Source organism: Rathayibacter sp. AY1B4 (genome assembly GCF_002932815.1).
Taxonomy (GTDB): domain Bacteria; phylum Actinomycetota; class Actinomycetes; order Actinomycetales; family Microbacteriaceae; genus Rathayibacter.
Genome location: NZ_PSWN01000005.1, coordinates 164,706 through 189,965 on the forward strand (window position 1 = coordinate 164,706; position 25,260 = coordinate 189,965).

Genomic DNA, 25,260 nt, shown 5'->3' on the forward strand with positions numbered 1-25,260 from the left:
GCCTCCCGGCCGGCGGCGGATCGGCGCCTGCCGTCGCGGCGCGGGTCACCGGCCCTGACGGGGGCGGCGGGTACGGTGGCCTCATGGCGACCAGTACCAAGACGACCTCGCGCGGGCGCGGCAGCGCGACTCCGCGCTCCGGCGCGCCGCGATCCGGCCGGGGCTCGGGCAAGGCGGCCGCTGAAACGAAGACGGTGGCCTTCGAGTCCGCCCCGCGCACCAACCCCGCCGTGCGGCTCTGGATGGCGCTGGCCCACCTCGCGGGCGGCGCCGCCCGCGCCCTCGGTCCCGAGCGGCTGGCGAAGGAGGAGCGCCGCGACGGCGTCCCCTTCCTGCTGCTGCTGCTGGCCGTCGCGGGCGCGGTGGTCGAGTGGTTCCTCGCGACCGACCCGGTCGCCCTGGTGCTCGACGCGTGGAGCTTCGGCGGCTTCTTCGGCCGTGTCGCCTACGTGCTGCCGGTCGTCCTTCTCCTCTTCTCCCTCTGGCTCTTCCGGCACCCCCGGTCCGTCGACGACAACGGGCGGATCGGCGTGGGCGTCATCACGCTGCTCGTCGCCTCCGCCGGCATCTGCCACGCGCACCTCGGCCTGCCGCAGCCCGGCCAGGGAATCGAGTCCATGGCGGCCGCGGGAGGCGTCCTCGGCTGGCTGGTGGGCGCCCCGCTCGCGGCGATCGCCACCGTCCCCGGCGCGACCGTGCTGCTGTCTCTCGTGATCCTGCTGTCGCTGTTCATCATCACCAAGACCCCGCCGAACCGCATCGGCGCGCGCTCGCGGGAGCTCTACGGCTACCTCTTCGGCGCCCCCGTGCTCGACGACGAGGAGCGCGCCCGCCTCAAGGCCGAGCGGGCCGCCGCGAAGGCCGCGGCGAAGGCGGAGGCCGAGCAGGAGGAGGACGCGCAGCAGGACGGCGGAGAGCTGCCCTGGTGGCGGCGCACCGAGTCCGGGCGCGAGGACGAGCCGACCGTGCAGACCGAGCTCCCGATCGACTCCTTCACCGAGGTCATCGAGGGCGCCGCGCCGGCCCGCGGCCGCGCGAAGGGCCTCGACACCGCGCTCGAGGAGCGCGACGACGAGGCCCACCCGCCGACCCGCTCCTACGCCACCGAGGTGCTGGCCGAGGCCGAGACCGCCGAGGCGGCGCTCGCCCGCTTCGAGCAGACGGGCGCTCCCCGCGGCGCGACCGGCGTGGTCGACGACGACGCGACCGAGGTCATCCGGCTCGACCGCCTCGACGTGGCGCCCGCCGTCCCGATCCCGCCCGTCATCGAGACCGGCCCGATCGCGCCCCTCGCCGAGGAGGACCCGACCGCCGGTTTCGACTCCTCGTTCGAGGACGACGCGCCGTACCGCCTCCCCTCGGCGGCCGCCCTCTCGACGGGCACGCCCTCCAAGGCGCGCTCGGCGGCCAACGACGAGATGGTCCGCGCCATCACCGAGGTGCTGCAGCAGTTCAACGTGGACGCGACGGTCACCGGCTTCTCCCGCGGCCCGACCGTCACCCGCTACGAGATCGAGCTCGGCCCCGGCGTCAAGGTCGAGCGCGTCACCGCGCTCAGCAAGAACCTCTCCTACGCCGTCGCCAGCAACGAGGTCCGGATCCTCTCCCCGATCCCGGGCAAGAGCGCGATCGGCGTCGAGATCCCCAACACGGACCGCGAGATCGTCTCCCTGGGCGACGTCCTCCGCTCGCCGGCCTCGACGACGTCCACGCACCCGATGACCATCGGCGTCGGCAAGGACGTCGAGGGCGGCTACGTCGTGGCGAACCTCGCCAAGATGCCGCACCTCCTGGTCGCCGGCTCCACCGGCTCCGGCAAGTCCAGCTTCGTCAACTCGATGATCACGAGCCTGCTGATGCGCGCGCGCCCGCAGGACGTGCGCATGGTCCTGATCGACCCCAAGCGCGTGGAGCTCACCATCTACGGCGGAGTGCCGCACCTGATCACTCCGATCATCACGAACCCCAAGAAGGCCGCCGAGGCGCTGCAGTGGGTCGTGAAGGAGATGGACATGCGCTACGACGACCTGGCGTCGTTCGGGTTCCGCCACATCGACGACTTCAACGCGGCCGTCCGCGCCGACGAGATCAAGCTCCCCGCGGGCAGTAGCCGCGTCCTCAAGCCGTACCCGTACCTCCTCGTGGTGGTCGACGAGCTCGCCGACCTGATGATGGTCGCCCCGCGCGACGTCGAGGACTCGATCGTGCGCATCACCCAGCTCGCGCGCGCCTCGGGCATCCACCTCGTGCTGGCCACGCAGCGGCCGAGCGTCGACGTGGTGACCGGCCTCATCAAGGCGAACGTGCCCAGCCGCCTCGCCTTCGCGGTGACCAGCGTGACCGACTCGCGGGTCATCCTCGACCAGCCGGGAGCCGACAAGCTCATCGGGCAGGGCGACGGCCTCTTCCTCCCCATGGGGACCAACAAGCCGATGCGCGTCCAGGGCGCCTGGGTCCGCGAGGACGAGATCGCGAAGGTCGTCGAGCACGTCACCCGTCAGGCGCAGCCCGAGTACCGCCAGGACATCACCGTGCAGGCGCAGCGCAAGGAGATCGACTCCGACATCGGGGACGACCTCGAGCTGCTGGTCGCGGCGGCCGAGCTCGTCGTCAGCACGCAGTTCGGCTCGACCTCGATGCTGCAGCGCAAGCTCCGCGTCGGCTTCGCCAAGGCCGGCCGACTGATGGACCTGCTCGAGTCGCGCGAGGTCGTCGGCCCCTCCGAGGGGTCGAAGGCCCGCGACGTGCTGGTCACCGCCGAGCAGCTGCCGGGCGTCCTCGCGCGGATGCGCGGCGAGGACCCGGGCGAGGGGCCGGCCGCGCCGTCCTCGGTCGCCCCGGATCCGTACGCGGATCCGCTGGCCGAGCCGACGGGGCCCGCCGCCACCGACTACCACGACGACGACGAGGGGTCCGGCGAGGACGCCTGGACGCTGACGGGACGCGAGTGACCGTCCCGGTCGCCCGCACTGCGAGGAACGGCGGAACACGATGACCCACCCCACCGCACCGGCTCCGGCCGCGTCGGGCAACTGGAACCTGCCGAACGCGATCACGGTCCTCCGGATCCTGCTGGCGCCCGTCTTCTTCTGGCTCCTGCTGGCCGACGGGGGGCAGGACGGCGGGATCCGGATCGCCGCGGCGCTCCTCTTCATCGTCGCGATCGCCACGGACGGCATCGACGGGCACATCGCCCGGAGCCGGGGCCTCGTGACCGATCTCGGCAAGCTCCTGGATCCGATCGCCGACAAGGTGCTGACCGGTGCGGCGCTCGTCGGGCTCTCGATCCTCGCGGAGCTGCCGTGGTGGGTGACGATCGTCATCCTGGTGCGCGAGATCGGCATCACCGTCTTCCGGATGGCCGTGCTCTCGGACCGGGTGATCCCGGCGTCGCGGGGCGGCAAGCTCAAGACGATCGTGCAGTCGATCGCGATCTCCCTCGCTCTGCTGCCGCTCTGGGCCGTCCTCGGCGAGTGGGTCCACTGGCTGAACGGCATCACGATGACGGCCGCGGTGGTGCTCACGGTCGCCACCGGGATCGACTACCTCGCCGACGCCGCCCGCCAGAGCCGGGCCGCCCGGTCGACGCGGTGACGGCCGCGCAGCTGATCGCCGAGCTCCGGCGGCGGGGTGTCGACCTCGCCGTCGCGGAGTCCCTCACCGGCGGCGCGCTCAGCTCCGCCCTCGTGGAGGTGCCCGGCGCCTCCGCCGTGTACCGCGGGGGAGTGGTGAGCTATGCCACCGACCTCAAGGACCGGCTCCTCGGGGTCGACGCGCGCGTCCTCGGCGAGCGGGGTCCCGTCGATCCCGCAGTCGCTGTGCAGATGGCGCGCGGAGCGTCCTCGCGGCTCGCGGCCGACGGGCGTCCGACGCTCGGCCTGGCGACCACGGGGGTCGCCGGTCCGGATCCGCAGGGGGACGCGGCCGTCGGCACCGTCTTCGTGGCGGCCGTCCTCGGCGAGGACGAGCTCGTCCGTGAGCACCGGTTCGACGGCGACCGCGCCGCGATCCGCGCCGCCTCGGTCGACGCGGCCCTCGCCCTCGGCGCGGAGCTGATCGCCCGCGGCGCATGAGGCGGATACCCAGCGAGGGCCCTCCGGGAATCGGAATGCGCCGCATTGCGGCCCGGTTACAACTGGTGTCGCTCACACGCAAAGTCCAGTCATCCGGTATTAGAGTCGACACCATACGAACCGGGTAGTGAACAGCTATCCGGTTCTCTCGTCCCAGCCCCCCGATCACCCGCTCCGGAATCTCCGGCGCTCGTGCTCGCGGTGCAGGTGCACGACATGCGGTTGACGTGGAGAAGGAGGGTCCAGTGGTTCTAGTTCGTCAGGAGATCGGCGATGTCCTCAGGGACTTTCGCCTGCAGAAAGGTCGTACGCTCCGTCAGGTGGCGAGCAAGGCGAGCGTTGCGCTCGGCTACCTGAGCGAGGTCGAACGCGGTCAGAAGGAGGCCTCCTCGGAGATCCTCGCCTCTGTCGCCGACGCCCTCGACACCCCCATCTCGGTGATCATGCGCGAGGTCGGCGATCGTCTCGCCGTCATCGAGGGCATCGACACCATCCCCGACACCATCCCGGCCGACATGGTCGCCGGCTTCGACGCGGACCTCGTCACGCAGTAGTCGGCCCCCGTCCCCTCCACGCACCGCACCCGTTCCACGCGAAGGGCGCCCAGGCTCCGGCCGGGCGCCCTTCGGCGTTCCCGGGGGAGTGCGGCCTCCGGGCAGCGGCTACCGTGGATGCATGCGCTTGAGCGAGTTCCGGCAGCTGGTGGACGACGAGTTCGGCGGCGCGTACGCCCGTGTCCTGGTCTCGGACCTCGTGCTGACCGAGCTCGGGGGCCGCACCGCCGAGCGCGCCCTCGCGGACGGAGCGGAGCCGCGCGAGGTCTGGCTCGCCCTCTGCCGCGCCAACGACGTCCCGGAGGCCCGGTGGCACGGCGTGGATCCGCGGAAGCGCCACCGCTGACGCTCCCGTCGCCGAAGCCGTGTTCGACACGCCGACGGCTCGTGCTCGAATCCGTGTTCGAACGGGTCTAGGCTCCTCCACAGAAGCAGGATCGGCCCCGTCTCCACGGAGTCGCTCTCGCTCGGCCCCGATGTCGGTGGTCGGGCGTACCGTCGGAGACACCTGAACGGACCTGCTTCACCGCCTTGTCGCAGCCGGCCGGCACTGTCACTCCGACAGCCACCGGCATGTCGCGACAGCCTGTAGGCGACACCACCACGAACACGAGAGCGAGACGGCCATGCCCAGTTCCTCCGACCGCGAGAAGTCCCTCGAGACCGCACTCGCCCAGATCGACCGCCAGTTCGGCAAGGGCGCCGTCATGCGCCTCGGCAGCGACGACCGCGCTCCCGTCGAGGTGATCCAGACCGGTTCGATCGCGCTCGACGTCGCGCTCGGGATCGGCGGGCTCCCGCGCGGCCGCATCGTCGAGATCTACGGCCCCGAGTCCTCCGGAAAGACCACCCTCACCCTGCACGCGATCGCGAACGCGCAGCGCAACGGCGGCATCGCCGCCTTCATCGACGCGGAGCACGCGCTCGACCCCGAGTACGCCAAGAAGCTCGGCGTCGACATCGACTCCCTCCTCGTGTCGCAGCCCGACACCGGAGAGCAGGCGCTCGAGATCGCCGACATGCTCGTGCGCTCGGGCTCGATCGACCTCATCGTGATCGACTCCGTCGCGGCCCTCGTGCCGCGTGCCGAGATCGAGGGCGAGATGGGCGACTCCCACGTCGGCCTGCAGGCGCGCCTCATGTCCCAGGCGCTGCGCAAGCTGACCGGCGGACTGAACACCACGAACACCACGATGATCTTCATCAACCAGCTGCGCGAGAAGATCGGCGTCTTCTTCGGAAGCCCCGAGACCACGGCGGGCGGCAAGGCGCTCAAGTTCTACGCGTCGGTCCGCCTCGACATCCGCCGCATCGAGACGCTGAAGGACGGCACCGACGCGGTCGGCAACCGCACGCGCGTCAAGGTCGTGAAGAACAAGATGGCCCCGCCCTTCAAGCAGGCCGAGTTCGACATCCTCTACGGCGTAGGCATCTCCCGCGAGGGCAGCCTGATCGACTTCGGCGTCGAGCACGAGATCGTCCGCAAGTCGGGCGCCTGGTACACCTACGACGGCGACCAGCTCGGTCAGGGCAAGGAGAAGGCGCGCCAGTTCCTCATCGACAACCCCGATGTGGCCGCCGAGATCGAGAAGCGCATCCTGGTCAAGCTCGGCGTGATCGTCGACCCGAACGCGGCCGTCGAGGCCGCGCCGGTCGCGATCGAGACCAAGCAGCCCGTGCGCAAGGGCGCCTAGCCCGTGGCGGAGAAGGCCGCGGAGGGGGCGAAGGGCCGCCCCGTGGCCTTCCTGCCCTGGGTCGACCGGGGTGCGGCGGGCGACGAGGGCTGGGCTCCGGCGGCGCCGGACGCAGACGGGGCCGGGTCGCTTCCGGATCCGTCCGGAGCCGGAACGCCGGGTACCAGTGCTCCCGGGGCGGCCGCAGGCGAGTCGGAAGGCTCCGCCGTCGGGGGCGCCGCGTCTCCGGCCTCCGAGCGGATCGCCGAGCTCTCGGCTCATGTCGCCCGGCGCGCGCCGGCGTTCGTCGAGAACGCGGACGACGAGGACGACGAGGACGCGATCGAGATCCCGGAGGAGATCGATCCCGAGCAGGTCGCGGATCGGATCGTACGGGGGCTCTCCCGCAAGAGCCTCTCGGTCGCCGAGGTCGAGGCGCGCCTCTACACGGAGGGCGTCGCCGAGAAGGACGCCCTCGAGATCCTCGAGCGCTTCACGCGCTTCGGCTACCTCGACGACCTCCGCATGGCGGAGCAGCTGGTCGTCTCGCTCCGTGACCGCAAGAAGCTCGGCCGCTCCTCCATCCAGCAGGAGCTGCGCGCGCGGAAGATCGACCCCGAGGCGATCGCGTCAGCGCTCGACGAGCTGGACGGCGACGACGAGTACCGCACGGCGCTCGAGCTCGCGCGCAAGCGCCTGCCGAGCCTGCGCTCTCTCTCCGACGAGGTCGCCGAGCGCCGGCTCACGGGATTCCTCGCGCGCCGCGGCTACGCCGGCGGACTCGTGCAGCGCGTCGTCCGCGAGACGATCCGCAAGCCGGGGTCGAGCGTCCGCTTCCGCTGACACGGCGGGCCGAGAGCGGTCCGACCGGAGCGTAGAATCCCACACCATGAGCACGCTCGGTACCGCCCCGCCGCCCGTCGCCGAGACCCGGCCGAGGACCTACGAGGTCCGTACGTTCGGGTGCCAGATGAACGTGCACGACTCCGAGCGGCTGAGCGGTTCGCTCGAGGCGGCGGGCTACGTGTCCGCCGATGGAGCCGAGGCCGACGTCGTCGTGATCAACACCTGCGCGGTGCGCGAGAACGCCGACAACAAGCTCTACGGCAACCTCGGCCACCTCGCGTCGGTGAAGCGCCGACACGAGGGGATGCAGATCGCGGTCGGCGGCTGTCTCGCGCAGAAGGACAAGAACGTCATCCTCGACCGTGCCCCGTGGGTCGACGTGGTCTTCGGCACGCACAACATGGGCGCCCTCCCTAGCCTGCTCGAGCGCGCCCGCCACAACGACGAGGCGCAGCTCGAGATCCTCGAATCGCTCGATGTCTTCCCCTCCACGCTCCCCACGAAGCGCGACTCGACCTACAGCGGCTGGGTCTCGATCTCGGTCGGCTGCAACAACACCTGCACCTTCTGCATCGTCCCCTCGCTCCGCGGCAAGGAGAAGGACCGGCGTCCCGGCGACGTGCTCGCCGAGATCCAGGCGCTCGTGGACGACGGCGCGATCGAGGTCACCCTTCTCGGCCAGAACGTGAACTCCTACGGCGTCGAGTTCGGCGATCGCCAGGCGTTCTCGAAGCTGCTCCGCGCGGCGGGCACCATCGACGGGCTCGAGCGGATCCGCTTCACGAGCCCCCATCCCGCGGCCTTCACCGACGACGTGATCGACGCCATGGCCGAGACGCCGGCGGTGATGCCGCAGCTGCACATGCCGCTCCAGTCCGGCTCCGACCGCGTCCTCAAAGCGATGCGCCGCTCCTACCGCTCCGAGAAGTTCCTCGGGATCCTCGACCGGGTGCGCGATCGCATCCCGCACGCGGCGATCAGCACCGACATCATCGTGGGCTTCCCCGGTGAGACGGAGGCCGACTTCCAGGAGACCCTGCGGGTGGTCGAGGCGGCCCGCTTCGCCTCCGCCTTCACCTTCCAGTACTCCATCCGGCCCGGCACCCCGGCCGCGACGCTGCCCGACCAGATCCCCAAGGCGGTCGTCCAGGAGCGTTACGAGCGGCTCGTCGCCCTGCAGGACGCGATCAGCGAGCAGGAGAACCGCACGGTCGTCGGCCGAGAGGTCGAGGTCCTCGTCGCGACCGGCGAGGGCCGCCGCGACACGGAGACGCACCGGCTGAGCGGACGCGCCGAGGACAGCCGTCTGGTGCACTTCGACGTGCCCGAGGGCTCCGAGCAGCCGCGTCCCGGAGACGTGGTCTCCGTCCGGGTCACCCGTGCCGCCCCCTTCTACCTCCTGGCGGATTCGCCCGACGGCGCGCCGCTCCGCATCCGCCGCACCCGCGCGGGCGACGCCTGGGACCGGGCGCAGACCGAGTCCTGCGGAGTTCCGGCCGCCCCGGGCGCGAGCGGGGCGCCCCGGGTCTCGCTGGGCCTGCCGTCGCTGCGCGTGCGCGACGCCGGCACGCTGACGACGCCGATCTACGACGCCCTCGATGGCGAGCGCTGAGACCGGAGCCCCCGATACCGCGCCGGAGCTCATCGCGATCGTCGGCGCGACCGGCACGGGCAAGTCCGACCTCTCGCTCGAGCTCGCCGAGGTGATCCGGCAGGACGGCGGCGCCGCTGAGATCGTGAACGCCGACGCGATGCAGCTCTACCGCGGGATGGACATCGGCACCGCGAAGCTGCCCGCCGACGAGCGTCGGGGCGTCCCGCACCACCTGCTCGACGTCCTCGACGTGACGGAGGAGGCGTCGGTCGCCCGCTACCAGAGCGAGGCGCGGCGCGTGATCGAGAGCGTGCTGGCGCGCGGGGCGACGCCGATCCTCGTCGGAGGCTCCGGTCTGTATGTCTCCAGCGTCGTCTTCGAGTTCTCGTTCGCGGGCACCGACCCGGCCGTCCGGCGCCGGCTCGAGGAGACCGCCGAGCGGGAGGGCCTGGGCGCCCTCGTCGAGCGGTTGCGCCGGATCGACGCCGGAGTGGCCGAGCGGATCGGTCCGCACAACGCCCGGCGCATCGTCCGCGCGCTCGAGATCGCGGAGCTCACCGGCGGGAGCACGCACAGCGCGCTGATGTCCGACGAGCCGGTTCCGTGGCGCCCCGCCTCGATCCTGTTCCTCGAGGCTCCGCGGGAGGAGCTGGTGCAGCGCCTCGACCGGCGGGTGGAGCGGATGTGGGCGGCCGGGATGCTCGACGAGGTCGAGCGGCTCGTCCCCCTCGGCCTTGAGCGCGGCGTCACCGCCGGGCGGGCCATCGGGTACGCCCAGGCGCTCGCCCAGCGTGCCGGCGTCCTCCGCAAGGAGGAGGCGATCGCGGCGACGCAGGCGCTCACGCGCCGCTACGCACGTCGGCAGAACAGCTGGTTCCGGCGCTACGCCGGCGCCCACCGGCTCCCGTACGACGCGCCGGACCTGGTGTCGCGGGCGCACGCCGCCGCCCAGGCCGCCGCTCCCGCTCCTCGCTAGGCTGTGCGCCATGACGATCGAGCTGCACTTCACCAAGGGCCAGGGCACCGGCAACGACTTCGTGCTCTTCAGCGACCCGGACGGTGAGGTCGACCTCTCGCCCGCGCAGATCGCGATGATCTGCGACCGCCACTTCGGCGTCGGCGCCGACGGCGTCATCCGTGCCGTCCGCTCCCGCGCGATCCCGGAGGGCGCCGCGGCTCTGGCCGAGGAGAGCGAGGCGGAGTGGTTCATGGACTACCGCAACGCCGACGGCTCGATCGCCGAGATGTGCGGCAACGGCATCCGCGTCTACGCCGCGTTCCTGCTCGCGGGCGGCCTCGCGGCGCTCGAGCCCGGCGACACCCTGCCGATCGGCACCCGCGCCGGCGTCCGCGACGTCACCCGCAGCGGTGCCGGGTTCCAGGTCGACCTCGGCCGCTGGGAGCTGGCGGGCGGCGAGCCCCTGGTGCGGGCGAAGGAGCTCAAGGTCGCGCGCCCCGGTCTCGGGATCGACCTCGGCAATCCGCACGTGGTCGTCGCCCTCAGCAACGACGAGGAGCTCGACTCCGCCGACCTCTCCTACATCCCGCAGCTCGACCCGGAGCCCGAGGACGGCGCGAACGTCGAGTTCGTGGTTCCCGGCGAGCCCCTGGTCCACGACGGGATCGGGCGGATCCGGATGCGCGTGCACGAGCGCGGCAGCGGCGAGACCCTGAGCTGCGGCACGGGTGCCGCGGCGGCGGCACTGGCGGTGCGCTACTGGGCGGGAGCCCGCGCTCCGCAGGCCTGGCGCGTGGAGGTCCCGGGCGGCACGCTCGGCGTGACGATGTTCGCGGCGGAGGAGGGCGAGCACGTTGGGCTCTCCGGCCCGGCCGACCTCGTCTTCACCGGGACGATCCGGATCGACTGAGGACCCGGTCAGGCCAGGCGGGTCGTCCGGAGCACGCGGAAGCCCTTCGCCGAGGAGACGCGCTCCACGTCGAGCCGCCCGGCGAACGCGGCGCCCAGCCAGGTCTGGAGCGAGTCTGAGCCGAGGTTGCGCTGCACGACGAGCCAGGCGTCCGCGCCCTCCTCGAGCCGCGGCAGCCAGCGCTCGAGCAGGAGGTGCAGCTCCTCCTTGCCGATGCGGATCGGCGGGTTCGACCACACCGTGCGGAAGCGGACGTCGTCGGGAACATCCTCGGGCAGCACGGCGTTGACATTGAGGACGCCGAGTTCCTCGCAGTTGCGACGGACCAGCTCGAGCGCCCGCTGGTTGACGTCGACCGCCCACACCCGGGCGTCGGGGGAGGCGAGGGCGAGCGCGAGGGCGATCGGGCCCCAGCCGCAGCCGAGATCCAACAGGTCCCCGTCAGCGGGGGCGTCGGGCACCGCGTCCAGCAGGACGCGCGTGCCGAGATCGACGTGACCGGGGCTGAACACCCCTCCTGCCGTCGTGACCTCGAGGTCGCGGCCGGCCAGGCGGGCCTGGATCCTGCGGGGCCGGAGGTCGCCGTCGGGAGTACTCGAGAAGTAGTGCTCGGCGGCCATGAGAAGTGAACCTATCAAGACCTGAGGAGTTAGTGTTATCCGGATGACGGAAGACCTGAACGAGACCGACACGACCGAGGCCGTGGACGTCGTCTCGAGGGTCCTGGCGAACGCGCAGTCGCGTTCGGCAGGGTACTCGCGCTTCGTCGCGGGTGGAGCCCAGGCGCTGCAGAGCGCCGGCCACGAGGGCGAGAACAGCGACGGCGAGCAGTTCGACCGCGACGACCGGCAGGCGCTGCGACGCGTCGCCGGCCTCTCGACCGAGCTCGAGGACGTCACGGAGGTCGAGTACCGCCAGCTGCGCCTGGAGAACGTCGTGCTCATCGGCGTGTACTCGCAGAATTCGCTGGAGGACGCGGAGAACTCGTTGCACGAGCTCGCCGCGCTCGCGGAGACGGCGGGAGCGACGGTCCTCGACGGCCTGCTCCAGCGCCGCCCGCACCCCGATCCGAGCACCTACCTCGGCAAGGGCAAGGCCCAGGAGCTCGCGGGGCTCGTCGCGGCCCTCGGCGCGGACACGGTCGTCGCCGACACCGAGCTCGCACCGAGCCAGCGGCGTGCGCTGGAGGACGTGGTGAAGGTCAAGGTGATCGACCGCACCGCGGTGATCCTCGACATCTTCAGCCAGCACGCGAAGAGCCGTGAGGGCAAGGCGCAGGTCGAGCTCGCGCAGCTCGAGTACCTGCTCCCGCGACTGCGCGGCTGGGGCGAGTCCATGTCCCGCCAGGCCGGCGGCCAGGTGGGCGCGGGAGCCGGAATGGGCTCGCGCGGTCCGGGTGAGACGAAGATCGAGCTCGATCGTCGCCGCATCCACACCCGCATGGCGCGCCTGCGCAAGCAGATCACGGCGATGAAGCCCGCCCGCGAGGCCAAGCGCGCGAACCGCAAGCGCAACGCCGTCCCCTCGGTGGCGATCGCGGGGTACACGAACGCCGGCAAGTCGAGCCTGCTGAACCGGATGACGCACGCGGGCGTCCTCGTCGAGAACTCGCTCTTCGCGACCCTCGACGCCACCGTTCGCAAGGCCCAGACGAAGGACGGGCGCCTCTACACGCTCGCCGACACGGTCGGCTTCGTGCGAGCGCTTCCGCACCAGCTCGTCGAGGCCTTCCGGTCGACGCTCGAGGAGGTCGCGGACTCCGATGTGATCGTCCACGTCGTGGACGCCTCCCACCCCGATCCGGCCGGGCAGATCGCCACCGTGCGCGACGTGATCGGCGAGGTGGGCGCCCGCAGCATCCCCGAGATCATCGCCTTCAACAAGGCCGATCTGGTGGACGAGGGCACGCGGCTGGTGCTGCGCGGTCTCGCTCCCGACGCGGTCTTCGTGTCGGCGCGCAGCGGCGAGGGCATCGACGAGCTGGAGGCGCGGATCGCCGAGATCCTGCCCGAGCCGGACGTCGAGATCGACCTGCTCGTGCCGTACGACCGGGGCGACGTGATCTCGCATCTGCACCGCAGCGGCCGGATCCTGTCGACGCAGTACGTCGAGGGCGGCACCCACGTGGTCGCCCTCGTGCACGCCGACCTGGCGGGCTCGCTCACCGAGTTCGCGGTTCCGCGCGCGGCCGTCCAGGCCTGATCGCCACCACCCGAGCGCCTGTCTCCCCGTCCGGGCGGCGGGCGCTCGGCGCATCCGGGAGGGGGTGCGGCGTCCCGCATCATCGACCCGCTCCGGAGGTCGGGGGGTTCGGCGATCTCGTGTCGGCAGCTCTCTTCCGCCTTCCCGTGACCGCGACGGAGGGGCGCGCGCCCCGATCGCCCGTGCCCGTCGAATGCAGGAGCGGCCCGACCGGCTGCACGCCGGTCGGGCCCCTCCTGCACGCCCGGTGTCAGACCGAGCGGAGGACCGCCACGATCTTCCCGAGCACCTCTGCCTCGTCGCCGAGGATCGGCTCGAAGTTGGAGTTGCGGGGCAGCAGCCAGGTGTGGCCGTCGCGCTGGCGCAGCACCTTGACGGTGGCCTCGCCGTCGAGCATGGCCGCCACGATCTCGCCGTTCTCGGCGGTGCGCTGCGAGCGGACCACGACCCAGTCGCCGTCGCAGATCGCGGCGTCGATCATCGACTCGCCGACGACCTTGAGCATGAAGAGCTCGCCCTTGCCGACGAGCTGCCGGGGAAGCGGGAACACCTCGTCGATCTGCTGGTCGGCCATGATCGGCACGCCCGCCGCGATCCGGCCGACGAGGGGGACCATCGCCGCGTCGCCGACCGTCGCGGTCGACTCGAACGACCCGTCGTCCTCCGTCGAGCTGGGGACGTCGATGAGGATCTCGAGGGCGCGGGGCCGGTTCGGGTCGCGGCGCAGGTAGCCGCTGAGCTCGAGCTGGTTGAGCTGGTGGGTGACGCTCGACAGCGAGGCGAGGCCGACCGCGTCGCCGATCTCGCGCATGCTCGGCGGGTAGCCGCGGCTCGACACCGAGCGCTGGATCGCGTCGAGGATCGCGAGCTGCTTGGCGCTCAGGCTCTTCCGGCGCCGGCCTGCGGCTGCCTTCGTCTTGGCGGCCGGGGTCCCGGCCCTCTGCGCGTCGCTCACGATGCTCCCTCTTCCCGGTGCGCACGCCGCGTGCGCGCCCGCCCGGTCGCGACCCGACAAGGAATGTCGGTGGTCGCTGCTCTACTACGACCAGGCTCTCGAAACTGTATCCGCCGGAAGTCACGACTCGGAACATTCGTTCGAGTGTGTCGCACGCGAATCCGCTCGCGGATCAGCCGGACCGGTCCCTTGACCGCTCCGTCGTTCGAAGATATGTTCGGTACAGGCGTTCGGGGCGGCCCTCCCGGCCGAGGGCCTCCCCGAATCCCTGTTGAAAGGAGCGATCCCATGACCGCACAGCTCACCTCCCGCCCGCTCCAGCGCTCGTCCGCGGCTCGGCCCGTCGAGGTACTGCCGTCCGCTCCCGAGCCGATGAGCGCGTTCGGTGAAGCGCGGATCGTTCGCACCCGTCTGCGCCTCACGCGCCGCGGCCGCGCCGTGGTGGCCGCTCTGGGGGCCCTGCCGATCGTGGCGGGCGCCTTCGCCTTCGGGCTCAACGGCGGTGGAGCGATCGCGTCGAGCGACGCCGCTGCGGTCGAGTTCCAGTACGTCACCGTTCACGCGGGCGAGTCGCTCTGGTCGCTCGCCGAGGAGCTCGCCCCGCAGGCGGACCCGCGCGACGTGGTCGACGACATCCTCTCCCTCAACCAGCTCTCGAGCGCGGGCGTCGAGCCCGGGCAGCGCCTCGCGGTCCCGGCCGAGTACGACACCGCTCGCTGAGCCGGGCTGCCCGGACGTCCGCACCGGGTGCTTCGCTACCATTCCCTGGTGACGACTCTCGACGACCTGCCCCTCCGCGACGACCTCCGAGGCAAGCACCCGTACGGCGCACCCCAGGCGGTCGTGCCCGTCGCCCTCAACGTCAACGAGAACACCCACCCGGTCCCGGACGACGTGATCGCCGACATCGTCGGGCGGGTCTCGGAGGCGCTGCGCACCGTCAACCGGTACCCCGACCGCGAGTTCCGAGAGCTGCGCGACTCCCTCGCCGGCTACCTCGGTCACGGGCTCACCGCGGACGGCGTGTGGGCTGCGAACGGATCGAACGAGGTGCTCCAGCACGTCCTTCAGGCGTTCGGCGGTCCCGGGCGCTCGCTGCTGGGGTTCGCGCCCACCTATTCGATGTACTCGATCCTCGCGTCGGGGAGCGGAACGGAGTGGATCCCCGCTCCGCGCGAGGCGGAGTTCGAGATCGGAGCCGAGTACGCCGCGGAGCAGGTGCGCCGGGCCCGGCCCGACATCGTCTTCCTCTGCGCTCCGAACAACCCGACCGGGACGCCGCTCGACCTCGCCGTGATCGAGGCGGTCTACGACGCGACCGACGGCATCGTCGTCGTCGACGAGGCGTACGCCGAGTTCGCGGGCAGGGGCGCGCCCACCGCGCTGAGCCTCCTCCCCGGGCGACCGCGCCTGCTCGTGTCCCGCACCATGAGCAAGGCCTTCGCCTTCGCCGGCGTCCGCCTGGGCTACCTCGCCGCCGACCCCGCGGTGATCGACGCGCTCCGCCTCGTCCGCCTCCCGTACCACCTGTCGGCTCTCACCCAGGCCGCCGCGACCGCCGCCCTCGCTCACGCCGACGAGATGCTCGCCATGGTCGGCGAGATCATCGTGCAGCGCGACCGGATGATCGACGGACTGCGCGCCCTCGGCTACCGCCCGTACGCGACCGGCAGCAACTTCGTCCTCTTCGGCGGCGTCGCGGATCCGGCCGCCGTGTTCGAGGGCCTGCTCGCCCGCGGCGTGCTCATCCGCGACGTCGGCATCCCGAACCACCTCCGCGTCAGCGCCGGCACCGAGGAGGAGACGACCGCGTTCCTCGAGGCGCTCGCCTCCCTCCCCGCACCGTCGGCCGACCCCGCGGTGGCGCTCTCGCGCGAGTAGAGGTCCGCCCGGGGTCGGTGACGCGGCGCGAATAGACTGGGAGGCATGACCTCCCCGAGCGCCGCACCCGGGCGCACCGCCTCCCTCAGCCGTGCCACCAGCGAGTCGAGCATCGAGCTCTCCCTCGACCTCGACGGCACGGGCGTCGCCGATCTCGAGACCGGCGTGCCCTTCTTCGACCACCTGCTGACGGCGTTCGCGAAGCACTCGCTCACGGACCTGCACGTCCGGGCCCGCGGCGACATCGAGATCGACATCCACCACACCGCGGAGGACATCGGCATCGTGCTCGGCACGGCCATCCGTCAGGCGCTCGGCGACAAGGCCGGGATCTCCCGCTTCGGCGACGCGCTCGTCCCCCTCGACGAGGCGCTCGTGCAGGCGGTCGTCGACATCTCGGGGCGCCCCTACCTCGTGCACACCGGCGAGCCGGAGGGCTTCGCGCTGCACCTGATCGGCGGCCACTTCACCGGGTCGATGGTGCGCCACGTCTTCGAGGCGATCGCGTTCAACGCCGGCCTCACCGTGCACGTCACGGTGCTCGGCGGCAGGGACCCGCACCACATCGCCGAAGCGGAGTTCAAGGCGTTCGCCCGCGCCTTCCGTCAGGCCAAGGCCCTCGATCCGCTCGTCTCCGGCGTGCCGTCGACGAAGGGCGCGCTGTGAGCTCGGCCCGCCCCTCCGTCGTTGTCTACGACTACGGCTCGGGGAACGTGCACTCCGCCGTCAAGGCGCTCGAGCTCGCCGGGGCCGACGTCGAGCTGACGGGGGACCGGCAGCGGGCGCTGGAGGCGGACGGCCTCCTCGTGCCCGGCGTCGGCGCCTTCGACGCCGTGATGTCGGCACTGACCCGCGCCCGTGGCGGCGAGATCATCGAGAAGCGCCTCGCCGGCGGGCGCCCCGTCCTGGGCATCTGCGTCGGGATGCAGGTGCTCTTCGAGCGCGGCGTCGAGCGCGGGGTCGAGAGCGAGGGCCTGGGCGAGTGGCCGGGGACGGTGGACCTCCTCCCGGCCGAGGTCGTCCCGCACATGGGCTGGAACACCGTCTCCGCTCCCGAGGGATCGGTGCTCTTCGACGGCATCGCCGAGGAGCGCTTCTACTTCGTGCACTCCTACGGCGCCCGCGAGTGGTCGCTCGACGTGATGCCCCCGTTCCCGCGTCCCGCGGTCACCTGGGCCGATCACGGAGGCCCCTTCATCGCCGCGGTCGAGAACGGGCCGCTCTCGGCCACTCAGTTCCACCCCGAGAAGTCGGGGGCCGCCGGGCTCCGGCTGCTGGCCAATTGGCTGGGCACCCTCCGCACGAACTAGGATCGGCCGGTGGTCGGCGCCTCCAGGGGCCGGCACCGGCTCCGAGACTGAGGATGACGATGAGCGAGTTCACCAAGGCCCCGGGCCTGGTCCTCCTGCCCGCGATCGACGTGGCGGGCGGCAGGGCCGTGCGGCTCACGCAGGGCGAAGCCGGGACCGAGACCAACTACGGCGACCCGATCGACGCCGCGGGCGACTGGGCCGACCAGGGCGCGGAGTGGATCCACCTCGTCGACCTCGACGCCGCCTTCGGCCGCGGCGACAACCACGGCATCATGAAGAAGGTCATCCGGCAGGTGAAGGGCGTCAACGTCGAGCTCTCCGGCGGGATCCGCGACGACCGCAGCCTCGAGTCCGCGCTGAGCGCCGGCGCGAAGCGCATCAACCTCGGAACCGCGGCGCTCGAGAACCCCGAGTGGGCCGCGAGCGTCATCGCGCAGTACGGCGACCAGATCGCCGTCGGGCTCGACGTCCGCGGCACCACGCTCGCCGCGCGCGGCTGGACCAAGGAGGGCGGCGACCTCTGGCAGGTCCTCGACCGCCTGGAGGAGGCCGGCTGCACCCGCTACGTCGTCACCGATGTCACCAAGGACGGCACGCTCAAGGGCCCGAACCTCGAGCTCCTCGAGCAGGTCATGGCCCGCACCCACCGCCCCGTGATCGCCTCGGGCGGCATCTCGAACCTCGACGACATCGCCGCTCTTCGCGACCTCGTGCCCCAGGGCCTCGAGGGCGCGATCGTCGGCAAGGCGCTGTACGCGGGCGCGTTCACGCTCGCGGAGGCCCTGGATGTCGCATCCGAGTGAGCCCCGCCCGCTCCCGGCGCATCTGACCGACTCGGCCGGCACCCCCTGGGCGGGCCGGCACTTCGAGCCGAGCGCAGCGCCGGAGGACGACGGGAGCGCCCCGGAGGCGCTGGTCGCCGCGCTCGAGTCCTTCGCCCGCGGCACTCGCGGCCCGGAGACCGTGGTCGACGCGATCCGCACGTCCCGCCTGCTCATCCCGCTGGTCGCCCGCCTCGGCGAGGAGGCCGAGGGGGTCGGGGGTCTCCGGGCGGACAAGACGCAGGAGCTCGCGATCGTCACGGTCGCCGGACCCGACGGCCGCACGGTGCTCCCCGTCTTCAGCGGCGTCGAGAGCATGCGCCGGTGGGACCCGGCCGCCCGTCCCGTCCCTGTCGACGGGCGCCGCGCGGCCCTGGCGGCCGTCGCGGAGGGCACCGAGGTGATGGTCCTCGACCCCGCGTCCGAGCGGGAGTTCGCGGTCCGGCGCCCGGCGCTCTGGGCGATCGCGGAGGGCGGCGACTGGCGGCCGGCCCCCGCCGATGCGGAGGTGCTCCGGGCTCTGCGCGCGGCTGCGGAGGGGGAGCGGGCGGTCGCCTCGCTCGAGGTGCGCGCGGGAGATCCGGAGCAGCGCCTCGCGGGGCCCGAGCTCGTGGTGGTCCTGAGCCTGCGCCCGGGGCTCGATCAGGACGCGCTCGGCGCCCTCGTCGCGCGCCTGGGGGAGCGGTGGGCGGCCGACGAGACCGTCGCGCAGCGCGTCGACTCGATGACGCTGCAGCTCGCCGCCGCCCGCTGACTCCCGATCAGGTGACCGGGCCGGTCCACTTCTCGCCCGGGCCCTTGCCGATCGGGTCGGCGATCGGGGACGCCTCGCGGAACGCGAGCTGGAGGGTGCGGAGGCCGTCGCGCAGGCTCCGGGCGTGCATGTCGCTGATGTCGGGCGCCCCGGCCGTGACCAGGCCCGCGAGCGCGTTGATGAGCTTGCGCGCCTCGTCGAGGTCGACCTGCGCTCCGGGCTCGTCGGCGAGCCCGCACTTGACGGCGGCCGCGCTCATCAGGTGCACGGCGGCGGTGGTGATGATCTCCACCGCCGGGACCTCCGCGATGTCGCGGGCGGCCTCCACGTCGGAGGCTCCGCCGTCCTCGCCGAATCGTCGCGTGTAGTCGTCGTCGTACTGGGCCATGGGTCCTTCGTTCGTCGTCCGTGGTGGAGGGGCGCGGCCGCCGCAGCAGAGGATCGAGGGGCGGCCGGATCCGCTCTGTCGGGCGGGCCGCTGGTCTGCTATGGTTGTCCGGGCTCCGAGGCATGTCCTCGGTTCGAAAGTGGAGATTCTCCCACCCGCGCTTGACCGCTTCACAAGGTTACCGGGTCAGAAGCACTCCGCCCCCGAGGGTCGTCAGACCGCCGGAGGCAGGGCTGCGGCTCTCGAGGTCCGCCTCGGGAACCGCGTCACAGGGTGCGAGCGCCGTGCTGCAGGCACGACGTGGACGGGACGATCACCTCTCTCGGGTGCGCTGGAGAAGACTCCGGCAGCGCAGCTGCACTCACCGAGATCAGAGGAGAAACGCAATCAGCGATCCCCGTACCAACGACCGTATCCGCGTCCCCGAGGTCCGCCTCGTGGGTCCCGCAGGAGAACAGGTCGGCGTCGTCAAGATCGAGGTCGCCCTGCGACTCGCGCAGGACGCAGACCTGGACCTGGTCGAGGTCGCCCCCAACTCCAAGCCGCCCGTGGCCAAGATCATGGACTACGGGAAGTTCAAGTACGAGCAGGCTCAGAAGCTCAAGGAAGCCCGTCGCAACCAGGCGAACACGATCCTCAAGGAGGTCCGTTTCCGCCTGAAGATCGACAAGCACGACTACGAGACCAAGCGCAAGCGCGCCGAGGGCTTCCTGAAGGCCGGCGACAAGGTTAAGGCGATGATCCTCTTCCGCGGTCGCGAGCAGTCGCGCCCCGAGATGGGCGTCCGCCTGCTCCAGCGCTTCGCGGAGGACGTCGCCGAGTTCGGCCAGGTCGAGTCCACCCCGACCATCGACGGTCGCAACATGGTGATGGTCATCGGCCCGCTGAAGAACAAGTCCGAGGCGAAGGCCGAGGCCAATGCGGTCCGCGCCGCTCGTCGCGAGGCCAACACCCCCGAGGACACGGCCGAGGCCGAGTCCGTCTAGTACTTCGCCGCCCCGGCCTCGGGGCCGGTGGACGCCCCGCTCGCGGGGCACCGGTTTCGCCCCGCCGAGCGCGGAGTGACGTTCACAAGGAGAGAACATGCCCAAGATGAAGACCCACTCGGGTGCCAAGAAGCGCTTCAAGGTGACCGGCTCCGGCAAGGTCATGAAGCAGCAGGCCGGCATGCGTCACAACCTGGAGTCCAAGTCCAGCGTTCGCACGCGCCGCCTCAACCAGGACCAGGTCCTCGCCCCGCAGGACGCCAAGGTCGCCAAGAAGCTTCTCGGTCTGTAGCCCACCGCCGGCGCAGCCCGCTGCGCCGCGTGGTCGCTACTCAGCCGACACGGATCGATAGGAAGAAACAGCAATGGCAAGAGTGAAGAGGGCCGTCAACGCCCACAAGAAGCGTCGCGTCATCCTCGAGCGCGCCTCGGGCTACCGCGGCCAGCGGTCGCGCCTCTACCGCAAGGCGAAGGAGCAGGTCACCCACTCCCTCGTCTACTCGTACCGCGACCGCCGCGCCAAGAAGGGCGAGTTCCGTCGTCTCTGGATCCAGCGCATCAACGCCGCGTCCCGCGCGAACGGCCTGACCTACAACCGCTTCATCCAGGGCCTCGCCCTGGCCGGCGTCCAGGTCGACCGCCGCATCCTCGCGGACCTCGCGATCACCGAGCCGGCCACGTTCGCCTCGCTCGTCGCGACCGCGAAGAGCGCGCTGCCCGCCGACACCTCGGCGCCCAAGGCCGCAGCGTAGTCAGCACGGCTTCCCGGAGGGGGTCGCGACCGAGAGGTCGCGGCCCCCTCCGTCGTCCGCGGGCCCTCCCGCGCCGTGTCTGCGGGGGCGGCGACCACCGCGCCGATAGGCTCGCCGCATGCTCGACAACCCCCGCTCTCCCCGTGTCCGCTCCGTGGCGAAGCTCACTCGCCGCCCGGCCCGGCTCGAGACGGGGCTCTTCCTCCTCGAGGGCCCGCAGGCACTCTCCGAGGCGCTGCAGTACCGCCCGGAGCTGATCGTCGAGTCGTTCGCGACTCCGACCGCTCTGGAGCGGCACCCCGAGATCGTCGCCGCGGCCGCCGAGGCGGAGGTGGAGATCGAGTACGTGACCGAGGACGTCCTCGACGCGATGGCCGACACCGTCACTCCGCAGGGCTTCGTCGCGGTCTGCCGTCAGTTCCCCACGTCGCTCAAGGACGTCGTCGCCTCCGAGCCGCGCCTCGTGGCGGTGCTCGAGGAGGTCCGCGATCCGGGCAATCTCGGCACGATCATCCGTGCCGCCGACGCCGCCGGCGCTGACGCGGTCGTGCTGTCCGGCCGCTCGGTCGACCTCTACAACCCCAAGGTCGTGCGCTCCACGACCGGCTCGCTCTTCCACCTCCCGGTCGCGGTCGGCGCCGACCTCGCCGACGTGCTGGGCCGGCTCCGCGGCGTGGGCCTCCGCTCCGTCGCGGCCGACGTGAAGGGGGAGGACCTGCTCGACGTCCGCGCCCGCGGGGACCTCGCCCAGCCGACCGTCTGGGTCTTCGGCAACGAGGCGCGCGGCCTCGAGGACGAGTCGCTCGCCCTCGTCGACGGCGTGGTCGCGGTGCCCATCTACGGGGCGGCGGAGTCGCTCAACCTCGCGACCGCGGCCTCCGTCTGCCTGTACGAGAGCGCCTTCGCGCTGCGTTCCTGAGAGGAACCGGGCCGAGGGGGCCGCGAACCTGGAGAACAGGGCGCGTTGTTACCCTTCGGTTAAGAATTCCCTCATGATTTGACCGGCCCATCCCCGTGTGCTTCTCTGACGGCATGGTCACAGCCCCGCAAGACGAGCGCGCCGCCGCTCCCGCCGGTGAACCCCTCGTCGTCCTCTCCGGGGTGCAGAAGCACTACGGCGACTTCCAGGCTCTGAAGGACATCGATCTGACGGTGCACCGGGGCGAGGTCGTCGTGGTCCTCGGCCCCTCCGGATCCGGCAAGTCGACGCTCTGCCGCACGGTCAACCGGCTCGAGACGATCTCGGGCGGCACCATCACCATCGACGGTCAGAAGCTCCCGGAGGAGGGCAAGGGCCTCGCCGCGCTCCGCGCCGACGTCGGGATGGTCTTCCAGTCCTTCAACCTCTTCGCGCACAAGACGATCCTCGAGAACGTCACCCTCGGCCCGATCAAGGTCCGCGGGCTCTCCCGCAAGGACGCGGAGGCCCAGGCCACGGCGCTGCTCGACCGGGTCGGCGTCGGCCACCAGGCCGCCAAGACGCCGGCCCAGCTCTCCGGCGGGCAGCAGCAGCGCGTCGCGATCGCGCGGGCGCTGGCGATGAAGCCCAAGGTGATGCTGTTCGACGAGCCGACCTCGGCGCTCGACCCCGAGATGATCAACGAGGTCCTGGACGTGATGGTCGGGCTCGCCAAGGACGGGATGACGATGATCGTCGTCACCCACGAGATGGGCTTCGCCCGGAAGGCCGCCGACCGCGTCGTGTTCATGGCCGACGGCGAGATCCTCGAGGACACCGACCCGGAGTCGTTCTTCACCGCGCCCCGCACCGACCGGGCCAAGGACTTCCTCTCCAAGCTCATCACGCACTAGAAGCGCGATCAGCAGCCACCAGGCAGGTCGGACCCGTGACCCGGGAGCCGACCCGACATCGCCCGCTCCGGCGGGCCGAACCCCAGGAAGGACGATCATGCGCACCAGGCTCATGTTCATGACCGCGGGACTCGCAGCAGCGACCCTCGCCCTCGCCGGCTGCTCCGGCGACTCCGGAACCGCCGGCGGCGGCGCCGGTGGAGGCTCCGAGGGAGGGACCTCCGCGTACGAGGTCGCCTCCGACGTGACCCTCGAGGGCAGCCCGACCTTCGACGCGATGACCGCGGACGGCAAGGTCGTCATCGGCGTCAAGGAGGATCAGCCCGGGCTGGGCTACCTCGACGCGGCGACCGGCGAGCGCTCCGGGTTCGACATCGAGATCGCGAAGTGGACCGCCGCCTCGCTCGGCTTCGCGGCCGACGCCATCGAGTTCAAGGCGATCCCGTCGGCCAACCGCGAGGCGTCGATCGTGAACGGCGACATCGACTACTACGTCGGCACCTACTCGATCACCGACAAGCGCAAGGAGCAGGTCGGCTTCGCCGGACCCTACTTCGAGACCGGCCAGCAGCTGCTCGTCGCGGCCGACAACGACACGATCGCCGGACCGGACGACCTCACCGCCGACACCACCGTGTGCTCGGCCACCGGCTCCACCCCGATCCAGAACATCCGCACCAACTACCCCGAGGTGAAGACCGAGGAGTTCGACACGTACTCGCAGTGCGTGGACGCGCTCGCCGACGGCACCGTCGACGCCGTCACAACCGACGGCGCGATCCTGATCGGCTACGCCGCTCAGCGGCCCGACGAGCTCAAGGTCGTCGGCGAGCCCTTCAGCACCGAGCTGTACGGCATCGGCCTGCCCAAGGACGACGACGCCCTGCGCCACTTCGTCAACGGCATGCTGACCGACGGCGGCGAGACCTGGAGCGCCATCTACGACGAGACGCTCGGCCAGTCCGGCACGACCGTCACCCAGCCGGCGGTGAACGACTACTAGGAGGCGCCCCGGGCGGCCCGACCGCCGCCCGGGGGTCCCCTCTCCTCGACCACCACCACCGCTCCGACAGAAGGGCCAGCCGCATGGATGTCCTGTTGAACAACCTCGACGTCTACGTCCCGGCCTTCGGCAACACCCTGATCCTCTTCAGCGTCTCGCTCGTGTTCGCCCTGCTGATCGGCACGGTGGTCGGCGCGATGCGCGTCTCGCCCGTCCCGATCGCCCGCGCGGTCGGCACGGTGTACGTGAACACCATCCGGAACACCCCGCTCACGCTGGTGATGTTCTTCTTCGCCTTCGGCTACCCCAAGCTCGACCTGCCGCAGGTGGACTACACGAACCTGGCGATCTGCGCCCTCAGCCTCTACACCGCGACCTACGTCGCGGAGGTGCTGCGCTCGGGCATCAACACCGTGCCGATCGGCCAGGCCGAGGCCGCCCGCGCGATCGGCCTCGACTTCGGCCTCACGATGACGCAGGTCGTCCTGCCCCAGGCCTTCCGCTCCGTGATCCCGCCGCTCATGAGCGTCCTGATCGCGCTGCTGAAGAACACCACCGTCGCCGCCGGCTTCTCGGTCGCGGAGGCGGGCACCATCGTCCGCGTCCTCAACGAGCGCGGCGAGAACAGCCTCATCGTCGTCCTCTGGGTGGCCCTGGTCTTCGTGGTCCTGGTCACCCTGCTCTCGCTCGTCCAACGTCAGCTCGAGAAGAAGTGGAGGGTCGCCCGATGAGCTCCGTCCTCTTCGACAACCCCGGCCCCCGGGCCGTCGTGCGCAACCGCGTCATCGGCGTCGTCGTCGTCCTGCTGATCGCGGCGTTCCTCGGCTTCGTGGTCTGGCGCTTCGCGGAGTCCGGCCAGTTCGACGCCTCCAAGTGGCGCGCGTTCGGCTACCCGCTGGTCTGGCAGAGCATCGGCGGCGCCCTCGGCCGCACGCTCGCGGCCTTCGCCACGGCGGGCGTCGCCAGCCTCGTCCTCGGCCTCCTCCTGGCGATCGGCCGGCTCTCGGACCGGCGCTGGATCAACGTCCCCGTCACGCTCTTCATCGAGCTGTTCCGGGCGATCCCCGTCCTGATCCTGATGATGCTGATGTACTACGGCCTGCCGTTCGCGGGCCTCAAGCTCAGCCCCTACCTCGCCGTCGTCATCGCCCTGACCCTCTACAACGGCTCCGTCTTCTCCGAGATCTTCCGCGCCGGCATCGAAGCCCTCCCGCGAGGACAGAAGGAGGCGGGCTACGCGATCGGCCTGCGCAAGTCCGGCGTGATGCGGCTCATCCTGTTCCCCCAGGCGATCCGCTCGATGCTGCCCGTGATCATCGCCCAGCTCGTCGTCGCCCTCAAGGACACGGCGCTCGGCTCGATCATCACCTACAACGAGCTGCTGTACTACGCGCGCTACCTGGGCAACCAGTCGAGCCTCGACAGCCCGATCATCCCGGCGGCGATCGTCATCGGAGCGATCTACATCGGCATCTGCCTCCTCCTCTCGGGGCTGGCGAAGTGGATCGAGATCCGCACGAAGAGCGGCGGACGCGGCGGCCGCACCATCGGCGGCCACCCCGCAGCCCGCGCGCAGACGGACACGCAGCTGATCGCTGTGCAGGATTGAACTGTGAGGATCGCCCGAGGGCGATCCTCACCGCGGTCGGCTTCCCGACGGGTCGGGTTCCGCAGAGCGTCCTGCGTCCGGCCAGGAGGAATCGCTCGCACGCGATTCCTCCGTTCGCCTCGAGGGTCCGGCGATCGCTCAGCGCATCGAGCGGTGGTGCTCCGCTCCGGCGTCGT

General features: G+C 71.5%; 28 protein-coding genes. 25 read left to right on the top strand and 3 right to left on the bottom strand.

The features are described from left to right. The first annotated feature begins 83 nt into the window (after positions 1 to 83). The 10 genes from C5D66_RS05140 to dapF all read left to right on the top strand — a co-directional run bounded on the left by C5D66_RS05140 (position 84) and on the right by dapF (position 10,608). The gene (locus tag C5D66_RS05140; RefSeq protein WP_104255567.1) at positions 84 to 2,951 is read left to right on the top strand and encodes a DNA translocase FtsK; all 2,868 of its coding nucleotides are present in this window, start codon (positions 84 to 86) and stop codon (positions 2,949 to 2,951) included. A 40-nt stretch (positions 2,952 to 2,991) separates the two neighbouring features. Next, positions 2,992 to 3,594 (top strand): CDP-diacylglycerol--glycerol-3-phosphate 3-phosphatidyltransferase, encoded by a 603-nt coding sequence (pgsA, locus tag C5D66_RS05145; RefSeq protein WP_104233268.1) that lies wholly within the window; start codon positions 2,992 to 2,994, stop codon positions 3,592 to 3,594. Then, positions 3,591 to 4,073 (top strand): CinA family protein, encoded by a 483-nt coding sequence (locus tag C5D66_RS05150; protein WP_104255568.1) that lies wholly within the window; start codon positions 3,591 to 3,593, stop codon positions 4,071 to 4,073. Before pgsA ends, C5D66_RS05150 begins: the two co-directional genes overlap by 4 nt. Positions 4,074 to 4,318: 245 nt before the next feature. Further along, positions 4,319 to 4,627 (top strand): helix-turn-helix domain-containing protein, encoded by a 309-nt coding sequence (locus tag C5D66_RS05155; protein ID WP_068207524.1) that lies wholly within the window; start codon positions 4,319 to 4,321, stop codon positions 4,625 to 4,627. 121 nt (positions 4,628 to 4,748) lie between these two features. Continuing rightward, positions 4,749 to 4,973 carry a DUF3046 domain-containing protein gene (locus tag C5D66_RS05160; protein ID WP_104224474.1) on the top strand — a complete coding sequence of 75 codons (225 nt, stop codon included), beginning with the start codon at positions 4,749 to 4,751 and terminating at the stop codon, positions 4,971 to 4,973. 280 nt (positions 4,974 to 5,253) lie between these two features. Then, positions 5,254 to 6,321, top strand: coding sequence for a recombinase RecA (gene recA / locus C5D66_RS05165; protein ID WP_104224475.1), 1,068 nt, complete (start codon positions 5,254 to 5,256; stop codon positions 6,319 to 6,321). Between the two features lie 42 nt (positions 6,322 to 6,363). Then, positions 6,364 to 7,143 carry a regulatory protein RecX gene (locus C5D66_RS05170; protein ID WP_146084773.1) on the top strand — a complete coding sequence of 260 codons (780 nt, stop codon included), beginning with the start codon at positions 6,364 to 6,366 and terminating at the stop codon, positions 7,141 to 7,143. Positions 7,144 to 7,189: 46 nt separating this feature from the next. After that, on the top strand, positions 7,190 to 8,758 hold the full coding sequence (gene miaB, locus C5D66_RS05175) for a tRNA (N6-isopentenyl adenosine(37)-C2)-methylthiotransferase MiaB (RefSeq protein ID WP_104255570.1): 1,569 nt from the start codon (positions 7,190 to 7,192) through the stop codon (positions 8,756 to 8,758). After that, positions 8,745 to 9,716: a tRNA (adenosine(37)-N6)-dimethylallyltransferase MiaA gene (miaA, locus tag C5D66_RS05180; RefSeq protein ID WP_104255571.1), complete on the top strand. Its 972-nt coding sequence runs from the start codon at positions 8,745 to 8,747 to the stop codon at positions 9,714 to 9,716. The genes miaB and miaA overlap by 14 nt, the downstream gene beginning before the upstream one ends. A gap of 10 nt (positions 9,717 to 9,726) precedes the next feature. Then, a complete protein-coding gene (gene dapF / locus C5D66_RS05185; RefSeq protein WP_104226308.1) occupies positions 9,727 to 10,608 on the top strand; it encodes a diaminopimelate epimerase in 882 nt (293 codons plus the stop codon). Positions 10,609 to 10,616: 8 nt separating this feature from the next. Here dapF and C5D66_RS05190 read toward each other — a convergent pair whose 3' ends face one another. Then, positions 10,617 to 11,228 (bottom strand): class I SAM-dependent methyltransferase, encoded by a 612-nt coding sequence (locus C5D66_RS05190; RefSeq protein ID WP_104224480.1) that lies wholly within the window; start codon positions 11,226 to 11,228, stop codon positions 10,617 to 10,619. A 43-nt stretch (positions 11,229 to 11,271) separates the two neighbouring features. Here C5D66_RS05190 and hflX point away from each other — a divergent pair, with 43 nt between their 5' ends. Beyond that, entirely contained in the window at positions 11,272 to 12,810 is a 1,539-nt protein-coding gene (gene hflX, locus C5D66_RS05195) for a GTPase HflX (protein ID WP_104224481.1), read from the top strand. A 250-nt stretch (positions 12,811 to 13,060) separates the two neighbouring features. Here the strand turns inward: hflX and lexA are convergent, their stop codons facing one another. Further along, positions 13,061 to 13,765 carry a transcriptional repressor LexA gene (gene lexA / locus C5D66_RS05200; protein WP_104224482.1) on the bottom strand — a complete coding sequence of 235 codons (705 nt, stop codon included), beginning with the start codon at positions 13,763 to 13,765 and terminating at the stop codon, positions 13,061 to 13,063. A gap of 288 nt (positions 13,766 to 14,053) precedes the next feature. On the opposite strand from lexA, the gene C5D66_RS05205 reads away from it, so the two are divergent. From C5D66_RS05205 to C5D66_RS05230, 6 genes are read left to right on the top strand one after another with little or no spacing between them, the layout of a single operon-like run. After that, positions 14,054 to 14,485 carry a LysM peptidoglycan-binding domain-containing protein gene (locus C5D66_RS05205; protein ID WP_308471155.1) on the top strand — a complete coding sequence of 144 codons (432 nt, stop codon included), beginning with the start codon at positions 14,054 to 14,056 and terminating at the stop codon, positions 14,483 to 14,485. A gap of 45 nt (positions 14,486 to 14,530) precedes the next feature. After that, a complete protein-coding gene (locus C5D66_RS05210; protein WP_104255583.1) occupies positions 14,531 to 15,646 on the top strand; it encodes a histidinol-phosphate transaminase in 1,116 nt (371 codons plus the stop codon). Positions 15,647 to 15,691: 45 nt separating this feature from the next. Then, positions 15,692 to 16,312 (top strand): imidazoleglycerol-phosphate dehydratase HisB, encoded by a 621-nt coding sequence (gene hisB, locus C5D66_RS05215; protein ID WP_104233277.1) that lies wholly within the window; start codon positions 15,692 to 15,694, stop codon positions 16,310 to 16,312. After that, positions 16,309 to 16,956 carry an imidazole glycerol phosphate synthase subunit HisH gene (gene hisH, locus C5D66_RS05220; RefSeq protein ID WP_104224485.1) on the top strand — a complete coding sequence of 216 codons (648 nt, stop codon included), beginning with the start codon at positions 16,309 to 16,311 and terminating at the stop codon, positions 16,954 to 16,956. Before hisB ends, hisH begins: the two co-directional genes overlap by 4 nt. 59 nt (positions 16,957 to 17,015) lie before the next feature. Further along, positions 17,016 to 17,762, top strand: a complete 747-nt coding sequence (priA, locus tag C5D66_RS05225) for a bifunctional 1-(5-phosphoribosyl)-5-((5-phosphoribosylamino)methylideneamino)imidazole-4-carboxamide isomerase/phosphoribosylanthranilate isomerase PriA (protein ID WP_104224506.1) — start codon at positions 17,016 to 17,018, stop codon at positions 17,760 to 17,762. Further along, positions 17,746 to 18,534, top strand: coding sequence for an SseB family protein (locus C5D66_RS05230; RefSeq protein ID WP_104255572.1), 789 nt, complete (start codon positions 17,746 to 17,748; stop codon positions 18,532 to 18,534). The genes priA and C5D66_RS05230 overlap by 17 nt, the downstream gene beginning before the upstream one ends. 7 nt (positions 18,535 to 18,541) lie before the next feature. Here the strand turns inward: C5D66_RS05230 and C5D66_RS05235 are convergent, their stop codons facing one another. After that, the gene (locus C5D66_RS05235; RefSeq protein ID WP_104313470.1) at positions 18,542 to 18,922 is read right to left on the bottom strand and encodes a DUF1844 domain-containing protein; all 381 of its coding nucleotides are present in this window, start codon (positions 18,920 to 18,922) and stop codon (positions 18,542 to 18,544) included. Positions 18,923 to 19,359: 437 nt separating this feature from the next. On the opposite strand from C5D66_RS05235, the gene infC reads away from it, so the two are divergent. From infC to C5D66_RS05275, 8 genes are all read left to right on the top strand, one after another. Beyond that, positions 19,360 to 19,908, top strand: coding sequence for a translation initiation factor IF-3 (gene infC / locus C5D66_RS05240; protein WP_374952931.1), 549 nt, complete (start codon positions 19,360 to 19,362; stop codon positions 19,906 to 19,908). A 97-nt stretch (positions 19,909 to 20,005) separates the two neighbouring features. Next, the gene (gene rpmI, locus C5D66_RS05245) at positions 20,006 to 20,200 is read left to right on the top strand and encodes a 50S ribosomal protein L35 (RefSeq protein WP_055793295.1); all 195 of its coding nucleotides are present in this window, start codon (positions 20,006 to 20,008) and stop codon (positions 20,198 to 20,200) included. A gap of 73 nt (positions 20,201 to 20,273) precedes the next feature. After that, positions 20,274 to 20,660 carry a 50S ribosomal protein L20 gene (gene rplT / locus C5D66_RS05250; RefSeq protein WP_104224487.1) on the top strand — a complete coding sequence of 129 codons (387 nt, stop codon included), beginning with the start codon at positions 20,274 to 20,276 and terminating at the stop codon, positions 20,658 to 20,660. Positions 20,661 to 20,778: 118 nt separating this feature from the next. After that, the gene (locus C5D66_RS05255; RefSeq protein WP_104224488.1) at positions 20,779 to 21,579 is read left to right on the top strand and encodes an RNA methyltransferase; all 801 of its coding nucleotides are present in this window, start codon (positions 20,779 to 20,781) and stop codon (positions 21,577 to 21,579) included. Between the two features lie 113 nt (positions 21,580 to 21,692). Further along, positions 21,693 to 22,472, top strand: coding sequence for an amino acid ABC transporter ATP-binding protein (locus C5D66_RS05260; RefSeq protein WP_104224489.1), 780 nt, complete (start codon positions 21,693 to 21,695; stop codon positions 22,470 to 22,472). A 97-nt stretch (positions 22,473 to 22,569) separates the two neighbouring features. Further along, positions 22,570 to 23,475 carry a glutamate ABC transporter substrate-binding protein gene (locus C5D66_RS05265; protein WP_181067878.1) on the top strand — a complete coding sequence of 302 codons (906 nt, stop codon included), beginning with the start codon at positions 22,570 to 22,572 and terminating at the stop codon, positions 23,473 to 23,475. Positions 23,476 to 23,558: 83 nt separating this feature from the next. After that, positions 23,559 to 24,206: an amino acid ABC transporter permease gene (locus C5D66_RS05270; protein WP_104224491.1), complete on the top strand. Its 648-nt coding sequence runs from the start codon at positions 23,559 to 23,561 to the stop codon at positions 24,204 to 24,206. After that, positions 24,203 to 25,084, top strand: coding sequence for an amino acid ABC transporter permease (locus tag C5D66_RS05275; RefSeq protein WP_104224492.1), 882 nt, complete (start codon positions 24,203 to 24,205; stop codon positions 25,082 to 25,084). Before C5D66_RS05270 ends, C5D66_RS05275 begins: the two co-directional genes overlap by 4 nt. Positions 25,085 to 25,260: the final 176 nt, after the last annotated feature.

What these genes read in the sequence shown, in the direction of transcription:
- C5D66_RS05140 (WP_104255567.1), top strand. Translation starts at nt 84, where the DNA reads ATGGCGACCAGTACCAAGACGACCTCGCGCGGGCGCGGCAGCGCGACT.
- pgsA (WP_104233268.1), top strand. Translation starts at nt 2,992, where the DNA reads ATGACCCACCCCACCGCACCGGCTCCGGCCGCGTCGGGCAACTGGAAC.
- C5D66_RS05160 (WP_104224474.1), top strand. Translation starts at nt 4,749, where the DNA reads ATGCGCTTGAGCGAGTTCCGGCAGCTGGTGGACGACGAGTTCGGCGGC.
- recA (WP_104224475.1), top strand. Translation starts at nt 5,254, where the DNA reads ATGCCCAGTTCCTCCGACCGCGAGAAGTCCCTCGAGACCGCACTCGCC.
- miaB (WP_104255570.1), top strand. Translation starts at nt 7,190, where the DNA reads ATGAGCACGCTCGGTACCGCCCCGCCGCCCGTCGCCGAGACCCGGCCG.
- miaA (WP_104255571.1), top strand. Translation starts at nt 8,745, where the DNA reads ATGGCGAGCGCTGAGACCGGAGCCCCCGATACCGCGCCGGAGCTCATC.
- dapF (WP_104226308.1), top strand. Translation starts at nt 9,727, where the DNA reads ATGACGATCGAGCTGCACTTCACCAAGGGCCAGGGCACCGGCAACGAC.
- C5D66_RS05190 (WP_104224480.1), bottom strand. Translation starts at nt 11,228, where the DNA reads ATGGCCGCCGAGCACTACTTCTCGAGTACTCCCGACGGCGACCTCCGG.
- hflX (WP_104224481.1), top strand. Translation starts at nt 11,272, where the DNA reads ATGACGGAAGACCTGAACGAGACCGACACGACCGAGGCCGTGGACGTC.
- C5D66_RS05205 (WP_308471155.1), top strand. Translation starts at nt 14,054, where the DNA reads ATGACCGCACAGCTCACCTCCCGCCCGCTCCAGCGCTCGTCCGCGGCT.
- hisB (WP_104233277.1), top strand. Translation starts at nt 15,692, where the DNA reads ATGACCTCCCCGAGCGCCGCACCCGGGCGCACCGCCTCCCTCAGCCGT.
- priA (WP_104224506.1), top strand. Translation starts at nt 17,016, where the DNA reads ATGAGCGAGTTCACCAAGGCCCCGGGCCTGGTCCTCCTGCCCGCGATC.
- C5D66_RS05230 (WP_104255572.1), top strand. Translation starts at nt 17,746, where the DNA reads ATGTCGCATCCGAGTGAGCCCCGCCCGCTCCCGGCGCATCTGACCGAC.
- C5D66_RS05235 (WP_104313470.1), bottom strand. Translation starts at nt 18,922, where the DNA reads ATGGCCCAGTACGACGACGACTACACGCGACGATTCGGCGAGGACGGC.
- rpmI (WP_055793295.1), top strand. Translation starts at nt 20,006, where the DNA reads ATGCCCAAGATGAAGACCCACTCGGGTGCCAAGAAGCGCTTCAAGGTG.
- rplT (WP_104224487.1), top strand. Translation starts at nt 20,274, where the DNA reads ATGGCAAGAGTGAAGAGGGCCGTCAACGCCCACAAGAAGCGTCGCGTC.
- C5D66_RS05255 (WP_104224488.1), top strand. Translation starts at nt 20,779, where the DNA reads ATGCTCGACAACCCCCGCTCTCCCCGTGTCCGCTCCGTGGCGAAGCTC.
- C5D66_RS05260 (WP_104224489.1), top strand. Translation starts at nt 21,693, where the DNA reads ATGGTCACAGCCCCGCAAGACGAGCGCGCCGCCGCTCCCGCCGGTGAA.
- C5D66_RS05265 (WP_181067878.1), top strand. Translation starts at nt 22,570, where the DNA reads ATGCGCACCAGGCTCATGTTCATGACCGCGGGACTCGCAGCAGCGACC.
- C5D66_RS05270 (WP_104224491.1), top strand. Translation starts at nt 23,559, where the DNA reads ATGGATGTCCTGTTGAACAACCTCGACGTCTACGTCCCGGCCTTCGGC.
- C5D66_RS05275 (WP_104224492.1), top strand. Translation starts at nt 24,203, where the DNA reads ATGAGCTCCGTCCTCTTCGACAACCCCGGCCCCCGGGCCGTCGTGCGC.